The organism is Hahella sp. NS-SX17, assembly GCF_057367735.1.
The window spans coordinates 6,478,652-6,497,918 of sequence record NZ_CM170632.1 but is presented as its reverse complement, the minus strand read 5'-3'; the positions used below and the strand labels follow the sequence as shown (position 1 = coordinate 6,497,918).

Here is a 19,267-nt window from a genome sequence, read left to right as displayed (position 1 = left end):
ACTATGGAAAGTAATCAATACGGACACGTAACGGTTTTGTTGGCCGAGGCTGTTGAGGCGTTAGGCGTCAAAGCGGATGGGTTGTATATAGACGGCACCTTTGGACGGGGTGGTCATAGTGCGGAGGTTCTGAAGGCGCTGGGGCCACAGGGACGGTTGTTGGGTATCGACAAAGATCCACGTGCGAGGCGGACGGCGATGGAAAGGTTTTCTGGCGACGACAGATTTCTATTCCGGCAAGGCTCTTTTGCTGACATGGCTGCGTTTGTTTCTGAATTGCAGTGGCCAGGTGTTGACGGCGTATTGCTGGACTTGGGCGTTTCTTCCCCGCAGCTTGATGAAGCCGAAAGGGGCTTCAGCTTTATGCAGGACGGGCCATTGGATATGCGCATGGACCCGGACAGCGGTCAGTCTGCTTCAGAATGGGTGAATACCGCAAAAGAAGAGGAAATCAGCAAGGTGCTCTGGGACTTGGGCGAAGAGCGTTTTGCGCGTCGGATGGCGAAGGCTATTGTGGCTGCGCGTCAGACACAGCCTATTACCCGGACTTTGCAGCTGGCGGAAATTGTCGCGGCGGCCAATCCCCGTTGGGAGAAAGGCAAGAATCCGGCGACGCGCGCGTTCCAGGCAATCAGGATATACATCAACAGGGAATTGGACGATTTGGCCCTGGGGTTGGAGCAGGCCTTCGCTGCGTTAAAGCCGGGCGGACGCATGGCCGTTATCAGCTTCCACTCTCTCGAAGATCGCATGGTTAAACAATACATGCGGGACATTGTGCGAGGGCCCAAAACGCCGAAGTGGTTGCCTGTTGTGGATGAGCAGCCGCAGAAGGCCAAATTGGTAGGTAAGAAAATCCGCGCAGGCGAGTCTGAGGTCGCGACCAATGTACGGGCGCGCAGCGCCGTAATGCGTGTATTGGAGAAATGTTGATGATTTTGATTCGTTCTACAGGCCAGGCTACTCCGCTGGCGACAAGGCGTAGCAAAACGGTTCGTGAGCCGATTTTGCCTGTCGTATTGGAGTGGTGGGGAGAGACGTGTCGCCTTGCCGCAAGCATGATCAAGGGGCGGGCGCTGATTACTTTGTCATTGCTGGCGGCGCTGGTGGTGTCCGGCGTCGCTACGGTCTATGCCGTGCATTTGAACAGGCAGCAGTTTATCGAGTTGCAGACGCTACAGCGGGATAAAGACCGCTACGAGCGCGAGTGGACTCAGCTATTGCTGGAAGAAAGCGCTTGGAGCGCCCATAGCCGGGTAGAGCAGATTGCAGATCAGCGCTTTGGCATGCATGTCCCTGACGCTACCAAAATTGAGATTGTGAGATGAAGGCCAACGACCGGCGGACAACTCTGCGCGGCGCCATGGAGCAGGCGGAGGGTGGGCAGGCTGCCCCAACCATGCTTTGGCGTTATTACGCTGTGGCTGTCATGTTGGTCGCGTGTTTTATCGTGCTGGTCTGGCGAGTGATTGATCTGCAAGTGATTAATCATGAATTCCTGCGCTCGCAAGGCGATATGCGTACGGTTCGGGTTGAACCCATTCAGGCGACTCGCGGCAAAATACTGGATCGCAATGGTGAGCCGTTGGCGGTCAGCGCGCCTGTTGTGACCTTGTGGGCGAATCCGCAGGAAGCGCATGAGAGTGATGAAGGCTGGCGTAAGCTGGCGAAATTGCTTGGTATGCAGTCCGACGAGATGGTGAAGCGGCTGCGTCGCCATAAGGGTAAAGAGTTTATTTACGTACAGCGCCAGCTATCACCGGAAATCGGGCGGTTGGCGATGGATTTGAAGCTACAGGGCTTATACGCAAAACGGGAATTCAAGCGCTATTACCCTGCCGGGGAAGTCGCGGCGCATATCGTCGGCATCACGGACATCGACGAAAAAGGCCAGGAAGGCGTTGAGCTGACTTTTGACGAATATCTGCGCGGCGTTAACGGCAGAAAAAAAGTGCTGAAGGATCGTCGCGGTTACGTGATCAAGGATTTGAGTCTTCTGCAGGACGCCCAGTCGGGAACAGACCTGCAATTAAGCATTGATTTGCGCTTGCAGTACATGGCGTACAGGGAGCTGAAGGCGGCGGTTGAGGCGCATCACGCCAAGTCCGGGTCCTTAGTGATATTGGATGTGAGGACCGGGGAGGTGTTGGCGATGGTGAATCAGCCTTCGTTTAACCCCAACAACAGGGACAGTGTGAACCCCTCGGGGTTGCGAAACCGGGCGGTGACGGATTTGTTCGAGCCCGGGTCTACCGTCAAACCCTTGTCGATAGCCGCAGCGCTGAAGACAGGGAGTTTTACAACGGAAACCCGGATCAACACTAGTCCGGGTTTCCTGCGTTTGAACGGGCAGACAATTCGCGACGCTCGTGATTATGGCACGCTGGATTTGGTTTCGATCATAACCAAGAGCAGTAATGTCGGCACCAGCAAGGTGGCCCTGAAAATCGGGGGTGAGGCGGTTTTTGAAACCTTCTATGAGGCGGGTTTTGGGCAGTCGTCCGGCATTGAGTTTCCGGGAGAAGCGGTAGGGGTGCTGCCAAATTTCACCAAGTGGCAGCCCATTCGTCTGGCGACGCTGTCATATGGCTATGGATTGTCAGTGACCGCGTTGCAGTTGGCGCAGTCATACATGGCGATCGCCGCGGACGGCGTCCGCAGACCTGTTAGTTTGATCAAGGGGGGGCAGCAGGACGTCTCTCCGCAGCAGGTTATGTCACCGGATATTTCCAAACAGATCAGGGAAATGCTGGAGACAGTGGTGCTGAAGGGCGGCACGGGAACCCGGGCGCATGTGGCTGAGTATCGCGTGGCGGGCAAAACAGGCACCACACATAAAGTCGGCGAGCATGGGTATGCAGATGACGCTTATAACGCTGTGTTTGCGGGCCTGGCTCCGGTAGAAAGGCCCAGGCTGGCGATGGCTATTGTGATGAATGAGCCGCAGGGATCGGAATATTACGGCGGAGAAGTCTCCGCGCCGGTTTTCGCCAGAGTGGTGGCCAATGCGTTGCGCCTGCTGAATGTGGCGCCTGATCGGGCCATACCTATGGTCGCAGGAGCAAGCGGCTCCGACAGTAAAAGGAATGGAGGCTGATATGCCAGGTGTCGCGCAACAACGACTGGCGGAACTGTTGAAGGGAATTGCTGAGGTTCCGGCTGCTTTAGACTGCTGGCTATCGGATATCCAGCAGGACAGCAGGAAAGTCACCAGCGGCGCTTTGTTTGTCGCAGCTGAGGGCGTTAGCTCAAATGGCGCTCAGTATGTAGAGGATGCGCTGGCCAGGGGCGCCCGCGCGGTGCTGCTGCCGGGAACGCGTCCGCATGTATATGAAAAAGGCGAGGTGGTCTTCATTGAGCTGGCTAATGTGCGGCCGGTGGTTGGAATCGTCGCGCACCGTTTTTTCGGTCAGGCGACGCACCGAATGAAAGTAGTGGGCGTCACCGGCACTAATGGTAAGTCCTCGGTTACCCATTACGTCGCGCAACTGGCGGAAGGGCTGGGAATGTCGGCGGCGGTCGTGGGCACGCTTGGTTATGGTCGTCTGGGCGGCCTGAAAGCGACGATGCATACCACGCCGGATGCGGTGTCTCTGCATAGGGTGCTGGCGGAGCTGCGCGATGAAGGTATTGAGCTGGTGGCGATGGAAGTATCTTCCCACGCCCTGGATCAAGACAGGGCGGCGGGCGTCAAATTTGATGTGGCGATACTGACCAACATTACCCGTGATCATTTGGACTATCACGGTACGCTTGAGGCATACGCTGAGGCCAAAAAACGGCTGTTCTTATCGGATTCAGTGCGTTGGCGGATTTTTAATCAGGATGATCCTTTCGGCGCGCGTTGGGCGCAAGAGCTTCAAGGTCCTAGAACTTTGACGTTCAGCCTGGGAGGCTGTGATCAGACAGCTGCGGGGATCTGTGCGGACGACGTCCATTTTGACGCGGACGGAATGAGCTTTGAGCTTGATCTGGGCGCGACGCGTGAGCCTGCGAGGCTGGCGCTGGTAGGCGAATTTAATTTATCCAACGCTTTGGCCGCCTGTGCGGCCATGTCGGCGTTGAAGGCGGAGCCGCAGGCCGTACGCCAGCAGATTGCGGGGTTGAAACCGGTGACTGGGCGTATGCAACCGCTGCACGAAGACCAGACGCCGACAGTTGTGGTGGACTACGCGCACACGCCGGATGCGCTGGAGGTTGCGCTGAAGGCTGCGCGCAGACATTGCCCCGGACGCCTATGGTGTGTGTTTGGCTGTGGCGGTGACCGTGACCCGGGCAAGCGCCCTTTGATGGGGGCTGTCGCCGCGCAATATGCGGACGAGGTGGTGCTGACTGATGATAATCCTCGCGGGGAAGATCCGGAAAGTATTGTCGCGCAGATAGTGAAAGGCGCGGAACAAGGCGCGCACTTTCAAGTGGTGCGCCCTCGAAATGACGCCATCCGCTTCGCGGTGGAGCATGCCGCTCAGGAGGATGTGATTTTACTGGCCGGCAAAGGGCACGAAGATTACCAGGAGATTCAAGGGCGGCGCATGCCGTTCTCGGACATTGAGATAGCTCGCAGTTGTTTGGTTGCTGTCGCTGGCGCGCGGGGCGCAGCAAGTTCCGCCAGCCGCGAAATTTGAAGAAGAGATAGAGACGATGATCGGAGACTGGTTCACAGGCGACGTAGCAAAAGCAGTTGGCGGAGTGGCTGAGGGCGACAATGTCGCTTTTGCCCGCGTGACGACTGACTCCCGGGCGGACTGCTCCGGCGCGCTGTTTGTTGCGCTGAAAGGCGACCGCTTCGATGGCCATGAATATATTGACGCTGCTGTCGCTCAGGGTGCTGTCGCTGTGCTGACGCAAAGCAAAGTGGCGGTGGAAGTGGCTCAGATTACCGTGGCGGACAGTCTTGTCGGTCTGGGTCGATTAGGGGCGCAGAATCGGAGCCGATTTAACGGACCGGTGGCGGCCGTCACCGGGAGCGCAGGTAAGACCACAGTGAAAGAGCTGCTGGCTTCTATATTGTCCCAGCACGGTGACGTATGTAAGACCCAGGGCAACTTTAACAATCACATTGGCGTGCCTTTGAGTCTGTTGCAATTGAATGACGGACACAAAAGCGCGGTGTTTGAGCTGGGCGCCAGTGCGGTTGGAGAGATCGCTTACACCGTTGCGCTCACCCGCCCCCATGTGGCGATTCTGAATAACGCTGCGGCGGTGCATGTTGAAGGTTTTGGCGACTTGGCGAGCATTGTTAAAGCCAAGGGGGAAATTGTTTGCGGTTTGCCTGATGACGGTGTGGCGGTGCTGAATAAAGACGACGCCAATTTCTCCATATGGGTGGAAATGGCGGGCGCGCGCAAAGTTATCAGTTTTGGTATGGATGAGTCTGCGACGGTAAGGGCGCAAGACGTAAACCTGGAGCTGAACGGCTCCCGGTTTCGGCTGTGCTCGCCAGAAGGAAACATTGACGCGACTTTGCCATTGCCGGGCGCGCACAACGTTCGCAACGCTTTGGCCGCCGCCGCCGCCGCACTGGCGTTGGGGTGGACGCTGGAAGAGGTGCGCGACGGGCTTGCCTCTGCGGCTCCTGTCAAAGGGCGTATGAACAAGTTACTGGGAATTAACGGGAGTGTCATTCTGGATGACACATACAATGCCAGCCCGACTTCTATGAAGGCGGCGATTGACGTCCTGGCCCGCTATCCAGGGCGTCGTATCGCTGCTCTTGGCCACATGGGGGAATTAGGCTCCGTTGCGGAAGAAGCGCATAGGGAGGTTGCTCAATACGCCAGGGACAACGGCGTAGACATGTTATTAGGAATAGGCCGCTGGGCGGCGGAATATCGGGAAGGTTTCGGGGATGCGTCCCCGGTTGTTACTACTCATGACGACATCGCCGCATGGTTGCGGGAGCGCTTGGACTCTAACACTACGGTATTAGTGAAAGGCTCACGGAGCGCGGCGATGGAAAACGTTGTGAAGCAGATTGTGGAGAAATGAAATCGTATGAACGTCCGTTCATCAAACGCGATGGGAGACGGGGCTAAATGCTAGTCTGGGTAGCTGATTTTCTAGCGCAGTATTTCAGCATTTTCAGTGTGTTCCAGTACCTCACGCTGCGTGCGATCCTGGGTGTCTTAACGGCACTGCTGATCTCGCTGTTGGTGGGACCGGTGATGATTCGCAAGCTCAGCTATTACCAGATCGGGCAAGCGGTCAGAGACGATGGTCCTGAGAGTCATTTCAGTAAAGCCGGCACCCCTACTATGGGCGGCGCGCTGATTTTGGTGGCGATTGCAGTGAGTACTTTGCTGTGGGCGGACCTGACCAATCGCTACGTACTGATCACCTTGGGCGTGACCCTTTTGTTCGGCGCTATCGGCTGGGTGGATGACTGGCGCAAAGTCGTTGAGAGAAACCCTAAAGGCTTGCCGGCGCGCTGGAAGTATTTCTGGCAGTCCGTGTTCGGCTTCGGCGCAGCGGTCCTGTTATTCAAGACTGCGCAATTACCACAGGAAACCACGTTGATCGTCCCTTTCTTCAAAGACGTCACGTTGGCGCTTGGCGTGGGATTTGTGCTGTTGACTTATTTTGTCATCGTAGGCGGCAGTAATGCGGTGAACCTGACCGACGGCCTGGACGGACTGGCGATTATGCCAACTGTCATGGTAGGCGGCGCGTTGGCCGTGTTCGCTTACCTGTCCGGTCACGTGAAGTTTGCGGAGTATCTGCATATTCCTTATTTGCCGGGAACCGGCGAACTGGTGATATTCCTGGGTGCGCTGGTTGGCGCAGGGCTGGGCTTTCTCTGGTTCAACACCTATCCGGCGCAGGTATTCATGGGCGATGTGGGCGCGTTGGCCCTTGGCGCCGCCCTAGGCGTGGTGGCGGTTATTGTCCGTCAGGAACTGGTGTTTTTTGTAATGGGCGGCGTGTTCGTAATGGAGACGGTGTCCGTGATTCTACAGGTGGCGTCATACAAGCTGACCGGAAGGCGAATCTTCCGCATGGCTCCGTTGCATCACCACTTTGAGCTCAAAGGCTGGCCGGAGCCGAGAGTCATCGTGCGGTTTTGGGTAATAACCGTAGTGCTGGTGCTGGTTGGTTTGGCGACGTTGAAGATCAGGTAATTCATTCATGTCGATTCTGGCGCGCGACCGTAATATCGCTGTTATCGGGTTAGGTAAGACCGGGCTGTCCTGCGCGGCTTACCTGACACGGCGCGGATATGGTTTTTGCGTGATGGACACGCGGGAAAATCCTCCAGGGCTGGCGGAGCTTAATGCGATCAATCCGGATGTACAGGTGGTGACCGGCGGGTTGGATCAGGATATGTTGGCGCGCGCCGACGAAATCTGGTTGAGCCCTGGCGTGCCATTGAGTCATCCAGATCTGCAGGCTGTGAAAGGGCGCGTCAAGATTTGTGGCGATGTAGACGTATTCAGTCGCGAAGCCAATGCGCCCATTCTGGCCATTACCGGCTCCAACGGTAAAAGCACTGTGACCACACTGGTCGGTGAAATGGCGAAAGCTTGTGGCGTGAATGTCGCTGTGGGCGGCAACCTGGGTACGCCGGTGCTGGATCTGCTGGCGGACGGGGTGGATTTATATGTGGTGGAGTTGTCCAGCTTCCAGTTGGAGACGACTGAACATTTGGGCGCACTGGCGGCGACGGTACTGAATCTGTCGGAAGACCACATGGACCGCTATGCGGACATGATGGCTTACCACCTCGCCAAGTTGAGAGTTTTCTACGGCTGCCGCCGGCAAGTGTTGAATCGCGATGACGCGTTGGCGCAACCGCCTCTGAGCCGGGAAGCGGAGGTCACCTGGTTTACCCTGAAAAAGCCAGAGCCAGGACAGTATGGCGTACTAGAGGACGGTGGCGACGCATGGCTGGCGTATGGCGCTGAGAAGCTATTGGCTGTGGAGCAAATGCGTATCCGCGGTAAGCACAACTGGAGCAACGCCCTGGCTGCGCTGGCGCTGACGGACGCAGCAGGTTTGGAGCGCGAACCTTGCCTGAAGGCATTGAGAGAGTTTGCTGGGCTGACTCACCGTTGCGAGTGGGTAGCCGACAAAGACGGAGTTGCTTATATCAATGATTCCAAGGCCACCAATGTGGGGGCGACGCAAGCTGCATTGGCCGGATTGGGACCTGTAACCAGCGGCGGAATCGTATTGATCTGCGGCGGGCAAGGGAAAGGGCAAGACTTTGCTCCGTTGGCTCCGGCGGTGAAGGAATGGGTGTCCACGTTGATTATCGTGGGGGAGGATGGCCCTAAATTAAAAGAAGCCTTCGCTGATGGGGCGTCTGCGCTGTCAGCGGCCTCTATGGAAGAGGCGGTTAAGCTGGCGGCGGAAAAATCCTCGCCCGGTGATCTGGTGTTGCTGTCTCCAGCCTGCGCCAGTTTTGACATGTTTAAAAGCTATGAAGACCGTGGTGATCAGTTCAAGCAATGGGTGAGGGCGTTATGAGCGCATTAACGCTTACCGCTTCCAAAAACACCCAGACAATGGCGCTGGATATGCCGCTGCTGGCCTCAGCGCTGGCGCTGGCGGCCATCGGTTTGATTATGGTGACCTCCGCGTCGGTTGATTTCGCTGACGACGCCAATGGGCAAGCGTTGTATTACATGTGGCGGCACCTGACCTATTTGCTGGCAGGCCTTGCTGTCGGTTTTGTGATTTTGCGGTTGCCTCTGGAATGGTGGCACAAGCAAAGCTGGATACTGCTGGTGGTGGCGCTGGGCTTTTTGGTGGCGGTGTTGATCCCTGGCATAGGGCGCACAGTCAACGGCAGTACTCGCTGGATCAGTCTGGGTGTGATCAATATCCAGGCGTCGGAAATCGCTAAGGTCTGTCTGGTGATATATACCGCCAGCTATCTGGTGCGTCGTCTGGACGAAGTTCGCGGCAGCTGGTGGGGCTTCGCCAAGCCGTTGCTCGTGTTGACGCTGGTGGCGTTGCTGCTGTTGATGGAGCCGGACTTTGGCGCCTTGGTTGTCACCATGTGCGCAGTTGTCGGGATGATTTTTTTAAGCGGCGTAGCGTTAAGTCGATTCGCCGCATTGTTGATGTTCTGCGTGGGCAGTGTGGCGTTGCTGGCGGTATCGCAGCCATACCGGTTGAAGCGATTGACGGCGTATACCGATCCCTGGGCCGATCAGTTTGACAGTGGCTATCAGCTAACCCAGGCGTTAATCGCTTTCGGGCGTGGTGAGTGGAGCGGCGTAGGCCTGGGCAACAGTGTGCAAAAGCTTTTTTATCTGCCTGAAGCGCATACCGACTTTGTGTTCGCGATTATTGCGGAAGAGTTGGGCCTGCTGGGCAGTGTGTTGATTATCGCGCTGTTCGGCGTGCTGTTGTGGCGCGGCATGTATGTATCGCGGATGGCGGAGCGGACAGGACAATTGTTTAACGCCTATACCGGTTATGGCGTCACCCTGCTGCTTGGCGGTCAGGCGCTGATTAACCTGGGAGTGAACACAGGTCTGTTGCCCACTAAAGGGTTGACGTTGCCGCTGATCAGTTACGGTGGCAGTAGTTTGATTATCAGTTGTTTGTGCGTGGCGATTCTGTTGCGTATTGGCTCTGAGGCAGTGGGCGGAGAGAAGAGTGAAGAAGAGTCGCCAAAAGTGAAAAACCGGGGAGGCGCGCAGCGATGAGCGGCAAAACGTTCCTGGTTATGGCGGGCGGCACCGGCGGGCATGTTTATCCAGCGCTGGCTTCCGCGCTTGCGTTGCGCGAGCAGGGGGCGAATGTAGTGTGGCTGGGCGCGCGCGGGGGGATGGAAGAACGCATTATCAGTCGCACGGACATCCCCATGCGGCTGATCAGTATTGGTGGTCTGCGAGGCAAAGGCGCTGCGGCGTTGTTAATGGCGCCGGTCAATCTGATGCGTGCCTTGTGGCAGGCGTTTAGCGTGTTTCGCAAGGAAAAGCCCGACTGCGTGCTGGGCATGGGCGGCTTCGCGTCAGGACCTGGCGGCATCGTGGCCTGTTTGACCGGCACGCCGCTGGTGATTCACGAACAGAATGCGATTGCGGGAATGACCAATCGTTGGTTGGCGCGCGGCGCGCGATATGTGCTGGAAGCATTTCCGCAAACCTTTGCTCAGGCGCAATCGGTGGTGACCGTGGGCAACCCGGTTCGAGACGAGTTAGCGGATTTGCCCTCGCCCCAGGAAAGAGGCGTCGGCTCTAGAAAGCCAACATTGTTGATTCTTGGCGGCAGCCGTGGCGCCCTGGCGCTGAACGAGGCGGCTCCAAAAGCGATCGCCGCCTTGCCTGAGTCATTGCGTCCGCGAGTTGTGCATCAAGCGGGTGAAGGCAAGGACCAAGCTTGTCGAGAGCTCTACGCGAGCCTGGGGGTGGAGGCGGAAGTCCACGACTTTTTACAAGACATGGCTGGTGTTTACGCAAATGCTGACTTGGCCTTATGTCGGGCGGGGGCGTTGACCCTCGCCGAGCTTTGCACCGTAGGACTGGGCGCGCTGCTGGCGCCGTACCCTCATGCGGTGGACGATCACCAGACCGCGAACGCCCGTCATCTGGAACAGGCGGGAGCGGCGATGATATTTCAACAGGACAAATTAACGGTGGAAAGATTGGCTGAGACTTTGACTTCCCTGCTTGGGCAGCCGCAAAAACTGCTGGATATGGCGAACGCCGCAAGGACGTTAGCCAAGCCCGAAGCGACCAGAGAAGTGGTCAAGTATTGTTGGGAGGCGTGCGCCAATGACTGAGACAACTATGAAAAACACGGTCTGGGGACCGCCTGAAATGCGCCGTATCAGACGCATACATTTTGTCGGAATTGGCGGTTCCGGTATGTGCGGCATCGCTGAAGTGCTTTTGAACCAGGGTTATGAAATCAGCGGTTCTGACTTGAAAGAATCCGCAACAACCAGACGTTTGAGCGACATGGGCGCCAGTATCACATTTGGTCATACCGCGCAGAATATCGCCGGCGCCAATGTAGTGGTGACATCCAGCGCTGTCGCCAAAGACAACCCTGAAGTGACGGCGGCCAATGAGCAGCGTATTCCAGTTATCGCCCGTGCGGAAATGCTGGCGGAGCTGATGCGTTATCGACATGGCGTCGCGATTGCGGGCACCCACGGGAAAACAACGACAACGAGCTTGATGGCGTCGGTGTTGGGGGAGGCGGGCTTGGACCCGACTTTTGTTATCGGCGGCCGCCTGAACAGCGCAGGAACTAACGCTAAACTGGGCGCTTCCAGATATCTGGTGGCTGAAGCGGACGAAAGCGATGCGTCCTTTTTACACCTGACGCCAATGGTGTCTGTGGTGACAAACATAGACGCGGACCACATGCACACGTATGGCGGCGACTTTGAAAAACTGAAGCAGACGTTCGTCGATTTTCTGCACAACCTGCCTTTCTACGGTGTGGCGGTGATGTGTTACGACGACCCAGTGGTGCGTGAAATTATCCCACGTGTGGGGCGTTCCGTTATCACCTATGGCTTTGACGAGAAAGCGGACGTGCGCGCCGTGGACATTGAGCAGCATGGCATGCAGACCTCTTTCACTGCGAAACGTCCCGGTGGTCAGCCGGATTTACGCATCAGCCTGAACATGCCCGGCAAACACAATGTTCTCAATGCGCTAGCAGTTATCGCGGTGGCGACGGATGAAGGAATTGCGGACAAGGCGATTGTTTCTGCACTGAATAAATTCCAGGGCGTAGGGCGTCGCTTTCAGGTTTACGGAAATTATCCAGTGGCGGCAGGCTCCGTCATGCTGGTTGACGACTATGGTCATCACCCCAGGGAAGTCGACGCGACGATCAAGGCTATTCGCGACGGCTGGCCTGGCAAGCGTCTGGTTGCAGTGTTCCAGCCCCATCGTTACACACGCACCCGCGACTTATACGAAGACTTTGTGCAGGTGCTGTCCAAAGTGGATGTTTTGGTGCTGATGGATGTCTATCCCGCTGGTGAAAAAGAGATTCCTGGCGCGGACGGACGCAGCCTGTGCCGCAGTATCCGGCAGCGAGGACAGCTTGATCCAATATTTATCGAACGTGGCCAGGACGTAAAAGCTGTGCTGAGCGGCGTTCTTCAGGATGGCGACCTTCTGCTGACGCAAGGAGCGGGAGACATTGGCGCGCTCGCTGGCGTGTTGGCTGAAGGCGGACTGCAATAACAGTCTGAGCTGACTAAGAGTAAGTATGAATGATTACGCCCGTAACGGTCCGGCGTAACAAGGCAACAAGGTAAGTGAAGCATATATGACGGTTGTCAGTTGGGAAAAAGTTAAAGACCTGCCGCCTGCCGATTTCGGCAAAGTGGCGGTGCTGTTCGGGGGGGCGTCTGCTGAACGGGATGTATCCCTGAAAAGCGGTGGGCAAGTGTTCGCAGCCTTACGTAACGCCGGTGTGGACTGCTTCCATATCGATCCTCGCGATGGCCTGCAACCTTTGCTGGATGGCCACTTTGACCGGGCTTTTATTGTACTGCACGGCCGTGGCGGAGAAGACGGAACCATGCAGGGGCTGTTAACCCTGCTGAACAAACCCTATACCGGTAGCGATGTTCTGGCTTCCGCACTGGCGATGGATAAACTGCGTACAAAACAGCTATGGGAAACCATGGCGATTCCTACGCCAAAGTACGCAGTGCTGGATGCTGACTGCGATTGGGAAACCATCGTTGCGGAAGTGGGCGCTGGGCAGCCGTTGATGGTCAAACCGGTCCATGAAGGCTCCAGTATTGGCATGCGCAGAGTAGTCTCAGCGGCGGAGTTGGAGGCGGCGTATCTGGAAGCGGCGAAATTTGATTCGGTCGTCATCGCAGAGCAATGGATAACCGGCGCCGAGTACACGGTATCAATTCTGGGAGAGGACGCATTGCCAGCTATTAAGCTGGAAACGGATCGCCAGTTCTACGACTACGAAGCCAAGTATGTCGTGAACGACACGCGCTACATTTTGCCCTGCGGTTTGCCGAAAGATAAAGAAGATGAGCTCAAAGCGCTGGCTTTGCGCGCCTACCGGGCGATTGGGTGTTCTGGCTGGGGCCGGGTGGACATTATGTGCGACGCCAGCGGAGAACCCTGGTTGCTGGAAGCGAATACTGTTCCCGGGATGACGGATCATAGCCTGGTTCCCATGGCGGCGAGAGCCTCGGGATTGAGTTTTGAACAGTTGGTTTTAAGCATACTTGGAACGACGCTGTAACCAGGACGACTACCGGCTTGAGCGCAGTCACGGACGACTGAACAAATAGAAGTGGACGGACGTGCGTAATGAGAGTTACGCCATAGCAAGTAACTGAGAGTCGCTAAAGCGAATGACGCCAATGAAGAAGCAGCTCGACAAACCGCTTGGCTCCCGACGCGGCGCAACTGCGACCCGCGCCGCGGCGCGCGCCGAAAAACGGAAATCCGGACCGGCTGCGATCGTACGACTGCTGGCCGTTATTCCGTGGAGTCGGGTACTGCTGCACGTCTCGATCTTCTGTTTTTGGCTGTTGGTGTTGAGTGCGTTGATCGCTGGCGTCAAATGGCTGGACCGTCCAGTGGCTACCGTTCAGGTGGTTGGAGAATTGAACTATGTGAGCAGGGAGGAAGTGAAAGAGCTGTTGTCGCCGCTATTAAACGCCAGCTTTTTCACATCTGACCTGGAAGGCGTGAGAAAAAATATGGAGGCCCACCCCTGGGTTAAACGCGCCTCCATCTCCAGGTTGTGGCCAGACGCAGTGCAGGTGGACCTTGAAGAGGAAGAGCCTTTCGTCAAATGGCGCAATCAGGGCTATATCAACGAAGCTGGTCGTTTGTTTGTCAAAGAGACAGGTGTGGCGGTGAATGGTTTGCCCGCGCTGATTGGTCCTCCGAACACCGAACGGCTGGTGTTTGACAACTTCCAGAAATGGAAGGCGGAACTGACCAGGGTCGGACTAGACGTGAACGGCGTGATCATGGAATCCCGGGGGGCGTGGATCATCAGCTTCACTGATGGATGGGAGCTTAACCTGGGGAAGCAGGATGTCGAGGGGAGGCTGCACCGGTTTACCGTGCTGTTTGAGAAAAAACTGCACCAGGAGCGAGAAAAAATAGCGAGTGTCGACGCGCGATACACCCGGGGGGTGGCGGTGAAATGGAAAGCAGACGTTACTCCGGAACAAGGTTGAATGTGAACTTTAAGACAGAGTCGAAATATATGGCGAGTTCGAGTGGGAATATGATTGTGGGGCTGGACATTGGCACATCCAAAGTGGTGGCCATTGTCGGGCAGAGAAATCAGGAAGGAGCGATTGAAGTCGTTGGCATCGGTTCCCATCCGTCACGCGGACTCAAACGGGGCGTTGTCGTCAATATCGAAACAACGGTCCAGGCCATACAGCGCGCAGTGGAAGAGGCGGAGTTGATGGCTGGCTGCCGAATTCACTCCGTCTATGCAGGTATTGCCGGTAGCCACATCCGCAGTATGAACTCCCATGGCATTGTCGCCGTTCGCGACCGTGAAGTGGTGCAGGCGGATTTGGACCGGGTGTTGGACGCCGCGCAAGCGGTGGCGATTCCAGCCGATCAGCGCGTGCTGCACGTGGTGCCGCAGGAGTATGTTATCGACAACCAGGAAGGCGTGAAAGAACCTGTAGGGATGTCTGGCGTCCGCTTAGAGGCCAAAGTGCATCTGGTCACCTGCGCGGTCAATGCCTATCAGAATATTGAAAAGTGCGTGAAGCGTTGCGGTCTGGAAGTGGATGAAATAATCCTCGAACAACTTGCTTCCAGCTACGCGGTGCTGACGGACGATGAGAAAGAATTGGGCGTGTGCGTGGTCGACATTGGCGGCGGCACGACTGATATCGCGATATTCACCGGCGGCTCTATTCGTCATACGGCGGTTATTCCTATCGCTGGCGATCAGGTCACGAACGATATAGCGATGGCGTTACGAACGCCGACGCAGAATGCGGAAGAAATCAAAATCAAATACGCCTGTGCGCTGACCCAGTTGGCAGGCGCGGATGAGACGATCAAGGTGCCGGGTGTTGGAGATCGCCCGTCGCGGGACTTAAGCCGGCAGTCGTTGGCGGAGGTTGTGGAGCCGCGTTATGAGGAGCTGTTCACCTTGATCCAATCAGAGTTACGACGCAGCGGTTATGAGGATCTCATCGCTGCAGGCGTCGTGCTCACTGGAGGAACCTCCAGTATGGAGGGGGTCGTGGAGTTGGCGGAGGAGATTTTCCACATGCCGGTAAGGCTGGCGGTGCCGCAATGGGTCACCGGCCTGAGTGATGTGGTTAGCAATCCTATGTACTCCACCGCAGTCGGATTACTGCTCTATGGATTTAAGCAGCAAGATCTCGGCCGGGGCGCCCAGCACCGGGGAGAACCTGCAGAAAACCTGTTCCAACGGCTGAAGAACTGGTTTATGGGGAATTTTTAATCAGCCCAAATAGAGTCAACTCAAAGGTCTATACCAACCTGCGGAAATTAGTTTCAGGTCGCAGGTACTATAACGAAGAAGGAGAAGGGGAATGTTTGAGCTCGTAGATAACGTACCACAAAATGCAGTCATTAAAGTTGTTGGCGTTGGCGGCGGCGGCGGCAACGCAGTTCGTCATATGCTCGCCTCTTCGGTGGAAGGCGTGGAGTTTATCTGCGCGAACACCGACGCTCAGGCGTTGCGTGACGTTGACGCCAAGCACGTGATTCAACTCGGCGGCAGCGTCACCAAGGGGCTGGGCGCCGGGGCCAATCCAGAAGTAGGGCGTCAGGCTGCGATGGAGGACAGAGAGCGCATCGCGGAAACGTTGAGAGGCGCCGATATGGTCTTCATCACCGCAGGAATGGGCGGCGGCACCGGCACAGGCGGAGCGCCGGTCGTAGCGGAAATAGCTCGCGAAATGGGCATCCTGACGGTTGCGGTTGTGACGCGTCCGTTTCCATTTGAGGGCGGCAAACGTATGAAAGTTGCTGAGGCTGGCCTGCGTGAGCTGGGACAACACGTCGATTCTTTGATCACAATTCCCAATGAGAAACTGTTGAGCGTCATGGGCAAAAACACCAGTCTGCTGGATGCTTTCGCCGCCGCTAACGATGTGCTTTTGGGAGCTGTACAGGGAATTGCGGATTTGATTATCCGTCCAGGAATGATAAACGTAGACTTTGCGGACGTTCGCACCGTTATGTCGGAAATGGGCATGGCGATGATGGGCACCGGTGTTTCCAGCGGCGACAATCGCGCTCGCGAAGCGGCGGAAAGAGCCGTACGCAGCCCGCTGCTTGAAGATATCAATCTGCAGGGCGCGCGTGGGATTCTGGTTAACATTACCGCGGGCATGGATCTGTCTTTGGGCGAGTTCTCTGAAGTGGGCGCCACCATCGAAGAGTTCGCTTCCGACGCTGCGACTGTAGTGGTTGGTACGGTAATCGATCCGGAAATGAAGGATGAGTTGCGGGTGACAGTGGTCGCTACGGGCTTGGGTGGTGTGCATGACCGACCAACCAAGGTAGTGGACAACTCTTCCCGGACTATGAACGGCACCACTGATTACCATCAGCTGGAGCGCCCGACTGTGATGCGCAAACGCGCAACGTCAGTTGTGGGCAATGCGGCGGTGGATCGTCGGGCCGTAGGGGATGAGCAAAACGTGGACTATTTGGATATACCTGCGTTTTTGCGTCGTCAGGCGGATTAATGAGAATGAGTTCGGTCTTTTAGGTTGGTGCACCTAATACCTTTCTGGTATTATTTGGCCGAATTTTATCCAGATCTTGGTAAATCATTGAAATGATAAAACAGCGCACACTTAAAAACATCATTCGAGCCACCGGCGTTGGCCTGCATTCAGGGGAAAAGGTATACCTGACCCTGAAACCGGCCCCGGTGGATACGGGTGTTGTATTCTGCCGTACAGATCTCGATCCTATCGTAGAAATTCCGGCGCGTGCTGAGAACGTAGGCGAAACCCTTCTCTCTACGACTCTCGTGAAAAACGGAGTGAAGATAGCAACTGTTGAGCACTTGCTGTCAGCTCTGGCCGGATTAGGAATCGATAACTGCTACGTTGAGTTGAGCGCAGCCGAAGTGCCTATTATGGATGGCAGCGCCGGTCCGTTTGTATTTTTGATTCAATCGGCGGGCATTGCTGAGCAGGACGCGCCCAAGAAATTCATCCGTATCAAGCGCGAAGTTACGGTTACTGATGAGGATAAGCGGGCTACCTTTGTGCCGTTCGACGGTTTCAAAGTGACCTTCAGCATAGACTTTGATCACCCTGTGATCAAAGGCCGCTCACAGGAGACAGTAATCGACTTTTCCAGCACTTCTTTCGTTAAGGAAGTAAGTCGTGCGCGGACATTCGGGTTTATGCGCGACATTGAGAAATTGCGCGCGATGAATTTAGCCTTGGGCGGCAGCATGGATAACGTTATTGTTGTCGATGACTTTAAGATTCTCAATGAAGACGGCCTGCGTTACGAAGATGAATTCGTCAAGCACAAGGTGCTGGACGCCATCGGGGATCTATACCTGTTGGGCAACAGTCTGATCGGTGAGTTTAAAGGGCACAAGTCGGGTCACGGTTTAAATAATAAGCTCCTCCGTGAACTCATTTCCCAAAAGGATGCTTGGGAGGTTGTGACTTTTGAAGACGCCAGCGAAGCACCGATTTCCTACCTGAAACCCGTGCTGGCCTGATACTTAGTCCGCGGTATGAGTTGAGAGAGCCTCCAGGGCTTTCTTGAGTTCCGGATCGTCACAGTGCCGAGCTTCTTGCTTAAGGAGCTCGGCGTTCTTTTGCGAAATTGGTTTCGCTCTTCTTTTCGCCTTCGTTTTTACTTCCTCCGGCTCTACGCGAATCTTGAACTGATAAGCGAAGTCAAACTCTTTATGTTGGCGTAGCTCTGGCAAAGATGTGTGCTGACTCATGCGTAATTGCGTCGCGGCCATAGCATCAGGGACCCGTACGCGAATAACGCCGTCTTTCACTGATGTTAACGTTACTTTGTCGCGTAAGTGTGTGGGGAGGCATTGGGCGAAGATTTGCTGCAACTTATCCAGTTGCAAGGCATGTTGAAAAAGAGACTCCAGCGTGGGGGAAGATGAGGACAGGATATCTCCCAGCTTTCTATCTCTATCAGCCATTTCGGTTAACCAAATATTAAAGGTTTGTTACATTTGCAGACATCAACTATCACAACATCTGTTACAATTTACAAGTATAGTATTTTTAGATAACCTCCGTCGTTTATATAATTCAGGCAACTCAAAACCCTGGAAAAGCATGAATATTATCTTCCTGAGAGATGGACATGGTCAGTCGCGCGCTCGTTCTATGGGCGCGCGCGCAGTTGTGCTGACGACGGTTTTTGCGTTGTTTCTGGTGGGCGCGCTGCTCGCTGCGGCATTTTGGTTGGGGCGGCAATCCACCGCATCAGATGCTTCTATTACGCCTGAGTTGGTAAGAACCTGGCATGAAAACCTGAAGCAACAAAAAGAAGAAATCAGAACTTATAAACTGCTTGCCCAACAAAATATAGATGCGTTGACGTTGCGTATGGGCGAGTTGCAGGCGCGGCTTTTACGCCTTGATGCTTTAGGGCAGCGTCTTACGGATGTGGCCGGATTGGATGAGGGGGAGTTTGATTTCGAATCGTCTCCTGCATTGGGTGGGCCAGAAGAGCCTACTTTGGAGCAGTCTTTCTCGGTGCCGATGTTAACTCAGGTGCTTGAATCAATAGAGCAGCAGGCAGAGTCTCGCGAGCAACAACTACGGGTGATGGACGAACTTTTTGTTAATCAGCGCTTTCAGCGAGAGCAATTTGTCGCTGGTCGCCCTATTAAGAAAGGTTGGCTTTCTTCACATTACGGCTTCCGCTCTGACCCTTTCACTGGCAAGCGCGCATGGCATTCCGGCGTAGACTTCGCAGGCAAAGAAGGCAGCGATATCGTTGCTGTCGCTGGCGGTGTTGTGACTCACTCGGAAGAGCGCTTCGGATATGGCAATCTGGTTGAGGTGAACCATGGCGGTGGTCTGGTTACCCGCTATGCGCATTGCGCCAAGCTTTTGGTTAAAATCGGCGATATCGTCCAGAAAGGCCAGGTATTGGCTAAAATGGGCAGCACAGGTCGTTCAACTGGACCTCATGTTCATTTCGAAGTGCTTCAGGACGGACGCTCCGCAAATCCCACGAAATTTATCCACCGCGCAAGCCGGTAACACTTGTGTAAGGCCTCTTTGCAACTCGCGCTGAGGCCTTGTCCCCCATGGCTTTACCTTCCTTGTGGCGCCTCTCTTGAA

At 55.6% G+C, this 19,267-nt stretch carries 17 protein-coding genes; 16 read left to right on the top strand and 1 reads right to left on the bottom strand.

Annotated features, from left to right (window positions below; all coding sequences use genetic code 11):
* Window positions 1-3: 3 nt before the first annotated feature.
* The 15 genes from rsmH to lpxC all read left to right on the top strand — a co-directional run bounded on the left by rsmH (window position 4) and on the right by lpxC (window position 17,664).
* Window positions 4-933 (top strand): 16S rRNA (cytosine(1402)-N(4))-methyltransferase RsmH, encoded by a 930-nt coding sequence (gene rsmH, locus AC2IBB_RS29035; RefSeq protein WP_486330158.1) that lies wholly within the window; start codon window positions 4-6, stop codon window positions 931-933.
* Window positions 933-1,328, top strand: a complete 396-nt coding sequence (ftsL, locus tag AC2IBB_RS29030) for a cell division protein FtsL (RefSeq protein WP_216736735.1) — start codon at window positions 933-935, stop codon at window positions 1,326-1,328. Before rsmH ends, ftsL begins: the two co-directional genes overlap by 1 nt.
* Window positions 1,325-3,097, top strand: coding sequence for a peptidoglycan D,D-transpeptidase FtsI family protein (locus AC2IBB_RS29025; RefSeq protein WP_486330157.1), 1,773 nt, complete (start codon window positions 1,325-1,327; stop codon window positions 3,095-3,097). Before ftsL ends, AC2IBB_RS29025 begins: the two co-directional genes overlap by 4 nt.
* Before the next feature lies 1 nt (window position 3,098).
* Window positions 3,099-4,625, top strand: a complete 1,527-nt coding sequence (locus AC2IBB_RS29020; RefSeq protein ID WP_486330156.1) for a UDP-N-acetylmuramoyl-L-alanyl-D-glutamate--2,6-diaminopimelate ligase — start codon at window positions 3,099-3,101, stop codon at window positions 4,623-4,625.
* Window positions 4,626-4,641: 16 nt separating this feature from the next.
* The gene (locus tag AC2IBB_RS29015) at window positions 4,642-5,988 is read left to right on the top strand and encodes a UDP-N-acetylmuramoyl-tripeptide--D-alanyl-D-alanine ligase (RefSeq protein ID WP_486330155.1); all 1,347 of its coding nucleotides are present in this window, start codon (window positions 4,642-4,644) and stop codon (window positions 5,986-5,988) included.
* Window positions 5,989-6,035: 47 nt separating this feature from the next.
* Entirely contained in the window at window positions 6,036-7,118 is a 1,083-nt protein-coding gene (gene mraY, locus AC2IBB_RS29010; protein ID WP_486330154.1) for a phospho-N-acetylmuramoyl-pentapeptide-transferase, read from the top strand.
* A gap of 7 nt (window positions 7,119-7,125) precedes the next feature.
* Window positions 7,126-8,466: a UDP-N-acetylmuramoyl-L-alanine--D-glutamate ligase gene (gene murD / locus AC2IBB_RS29005; RefSeq protein ID WP_486330153.1), complete on the top strand. Its 1,341-nt coding sequence runs from the start codon at window positions 7,126-7,128 to the stop codon at window positions 8,464-8,466.
* Window positions 8,463-9,656 (top strand): putative lipid II flippase FtsW, encoded by a 1,194-nt coding sequence (ftsW, locus tag AC2IBB_RS29000; RefSeq protein WP_486330152.1) that lies wholly within the window; start codon window positions 8,463-8,465, stop codon window positions 9,654-9,656. The genes murD and ftsW overlap by 4 nt, the downstream gene beginning before the upstream one ends.
* On the top strand, window positions 9,653-10,735 hold the full coding sequence (gene murG, locus AC2IBB_RS28995) for an undecaprenyldiphospho-muramoylpentapeptide beta-N-acetylglucosaminyltransferase (RefSeq protein WP_486330151.1): 1,083 nt from the start codon (window positions 9,653-9,655) through the stop codon (window positions 10,733-10,735). Before ftsW ends, murG begins: the two co-directional genes overlap by 4 nt.
* The gene (murC, locus tag AC2IBB_RS28990; RefSeq protein WP_486330150.1) at window positions 10,728-12,161 is read left to right on the top strand and encodes a UDP-N-acetylmuramate--L-alanine ligase; all 1,434 of its coding nucleotides are present in this window, start codon (window positions 10,728-10,730) and stop codon (window positions 12,159-12,161) included. Before murG ends, murC begins: the two co-directional genes overlap by 8 nt.
* 85 nt (window positions 12,162-12,246) lie before the next feature.
* The gene (locus tag AC2IBB_RS28985; protein WP_486330149.1) at window positions 12,247-13,194 is read left to right on the top strand and encodes a D-alanine--D-alanine ligase; all 948 of its coding nucleotides are present in this window, start codon (window positions 12,247-12,249) and stop codon (window positions 13,192-13,194) included.
* 121 nt (window positions 13,195-13,315) lie between these two features.
* Window positions 13,316-14,146 carry a cell division protein FtsQ/DivIB gene (locus AC2IBB_RS28980; RefSeq protein WP_486330148.1) on the top strand — a complete coding sequence of 277 codons (831 nt, stop codon included), beginning with the start codon at window positions 13,316-13,318 and terminating at the stop codon, window positions 14,144-14,146.
* A gap of 29 nt (window positions 14,147-14,175) precedes the next feature.
* Entirely contained in the window at window positions 14,176-15,408 is a 1,233-nt protein-coding gene (gene ftsA, locus AC2IBB_RS28975) for a cell division protein FtsA (protein ID WP_486330147.1), read from the top strand.
* 91 nt (window positions 15,409-15,499) lie between these two features.
* Window positions 15,500-16,663: a cell division protein FtsZ gene (gene ftsZ, locus AC2IBB_RS28970; RefSeq protein ID WP_127968639.1), complete on the top strand. Its 1,164-nt coding sequence runs from the start codon at window positions 15,500-15,502 to the stop codon at window positions 16,661-16,663.
* Window positions 16,664-16,755: 92 nt separating this feature from the next.
* Complete coding sequence (gene lpxC / locus AC2IBB_RS28965) at window positions 16,756-17,664, top strand: UDP-3-O-acyl-N-acetylglucosamine deacetylase (protein ID WP_127968640.1); 909 nt, start codon at window positions 16,756-16,758, stop codon at window positions 17,662-17,664.
* 3 nt (window positions 17,665-17,667) lie between these two features.
* Here lpxC and AC2IBB_RS28960 read toward each other — a convergent pair whose 3' ends face one another.
* A complete protein-coding gene (locus AC2IBB_RS28960; RefSeq protein ID WP_486330146.1) occupies window positions 17,668-18,111 on the bottom strand; it encodes a DciA family protein in 444 nt (147 codons plus the stop codon).
* A 139-nt stretch (window positions 18,112-18,250) separates the two neighbouring features.
* On the opposite strand from AC2IBB_RS28960, the gene AC2IBB_RS28955 reads away from it, so the two are divergent.
* A complete protein-coding gene (locus tag AC2IBB_RS28955; protein WP_486330145.1) occupies window positions 18,251-19,186 on the top strand; it encodes a M23 family metallopeptidase in 936 nt (311 codons plus the stop codon).
* Window positions 19,187-19,267 lie beyond the last annotated feature (81 nt).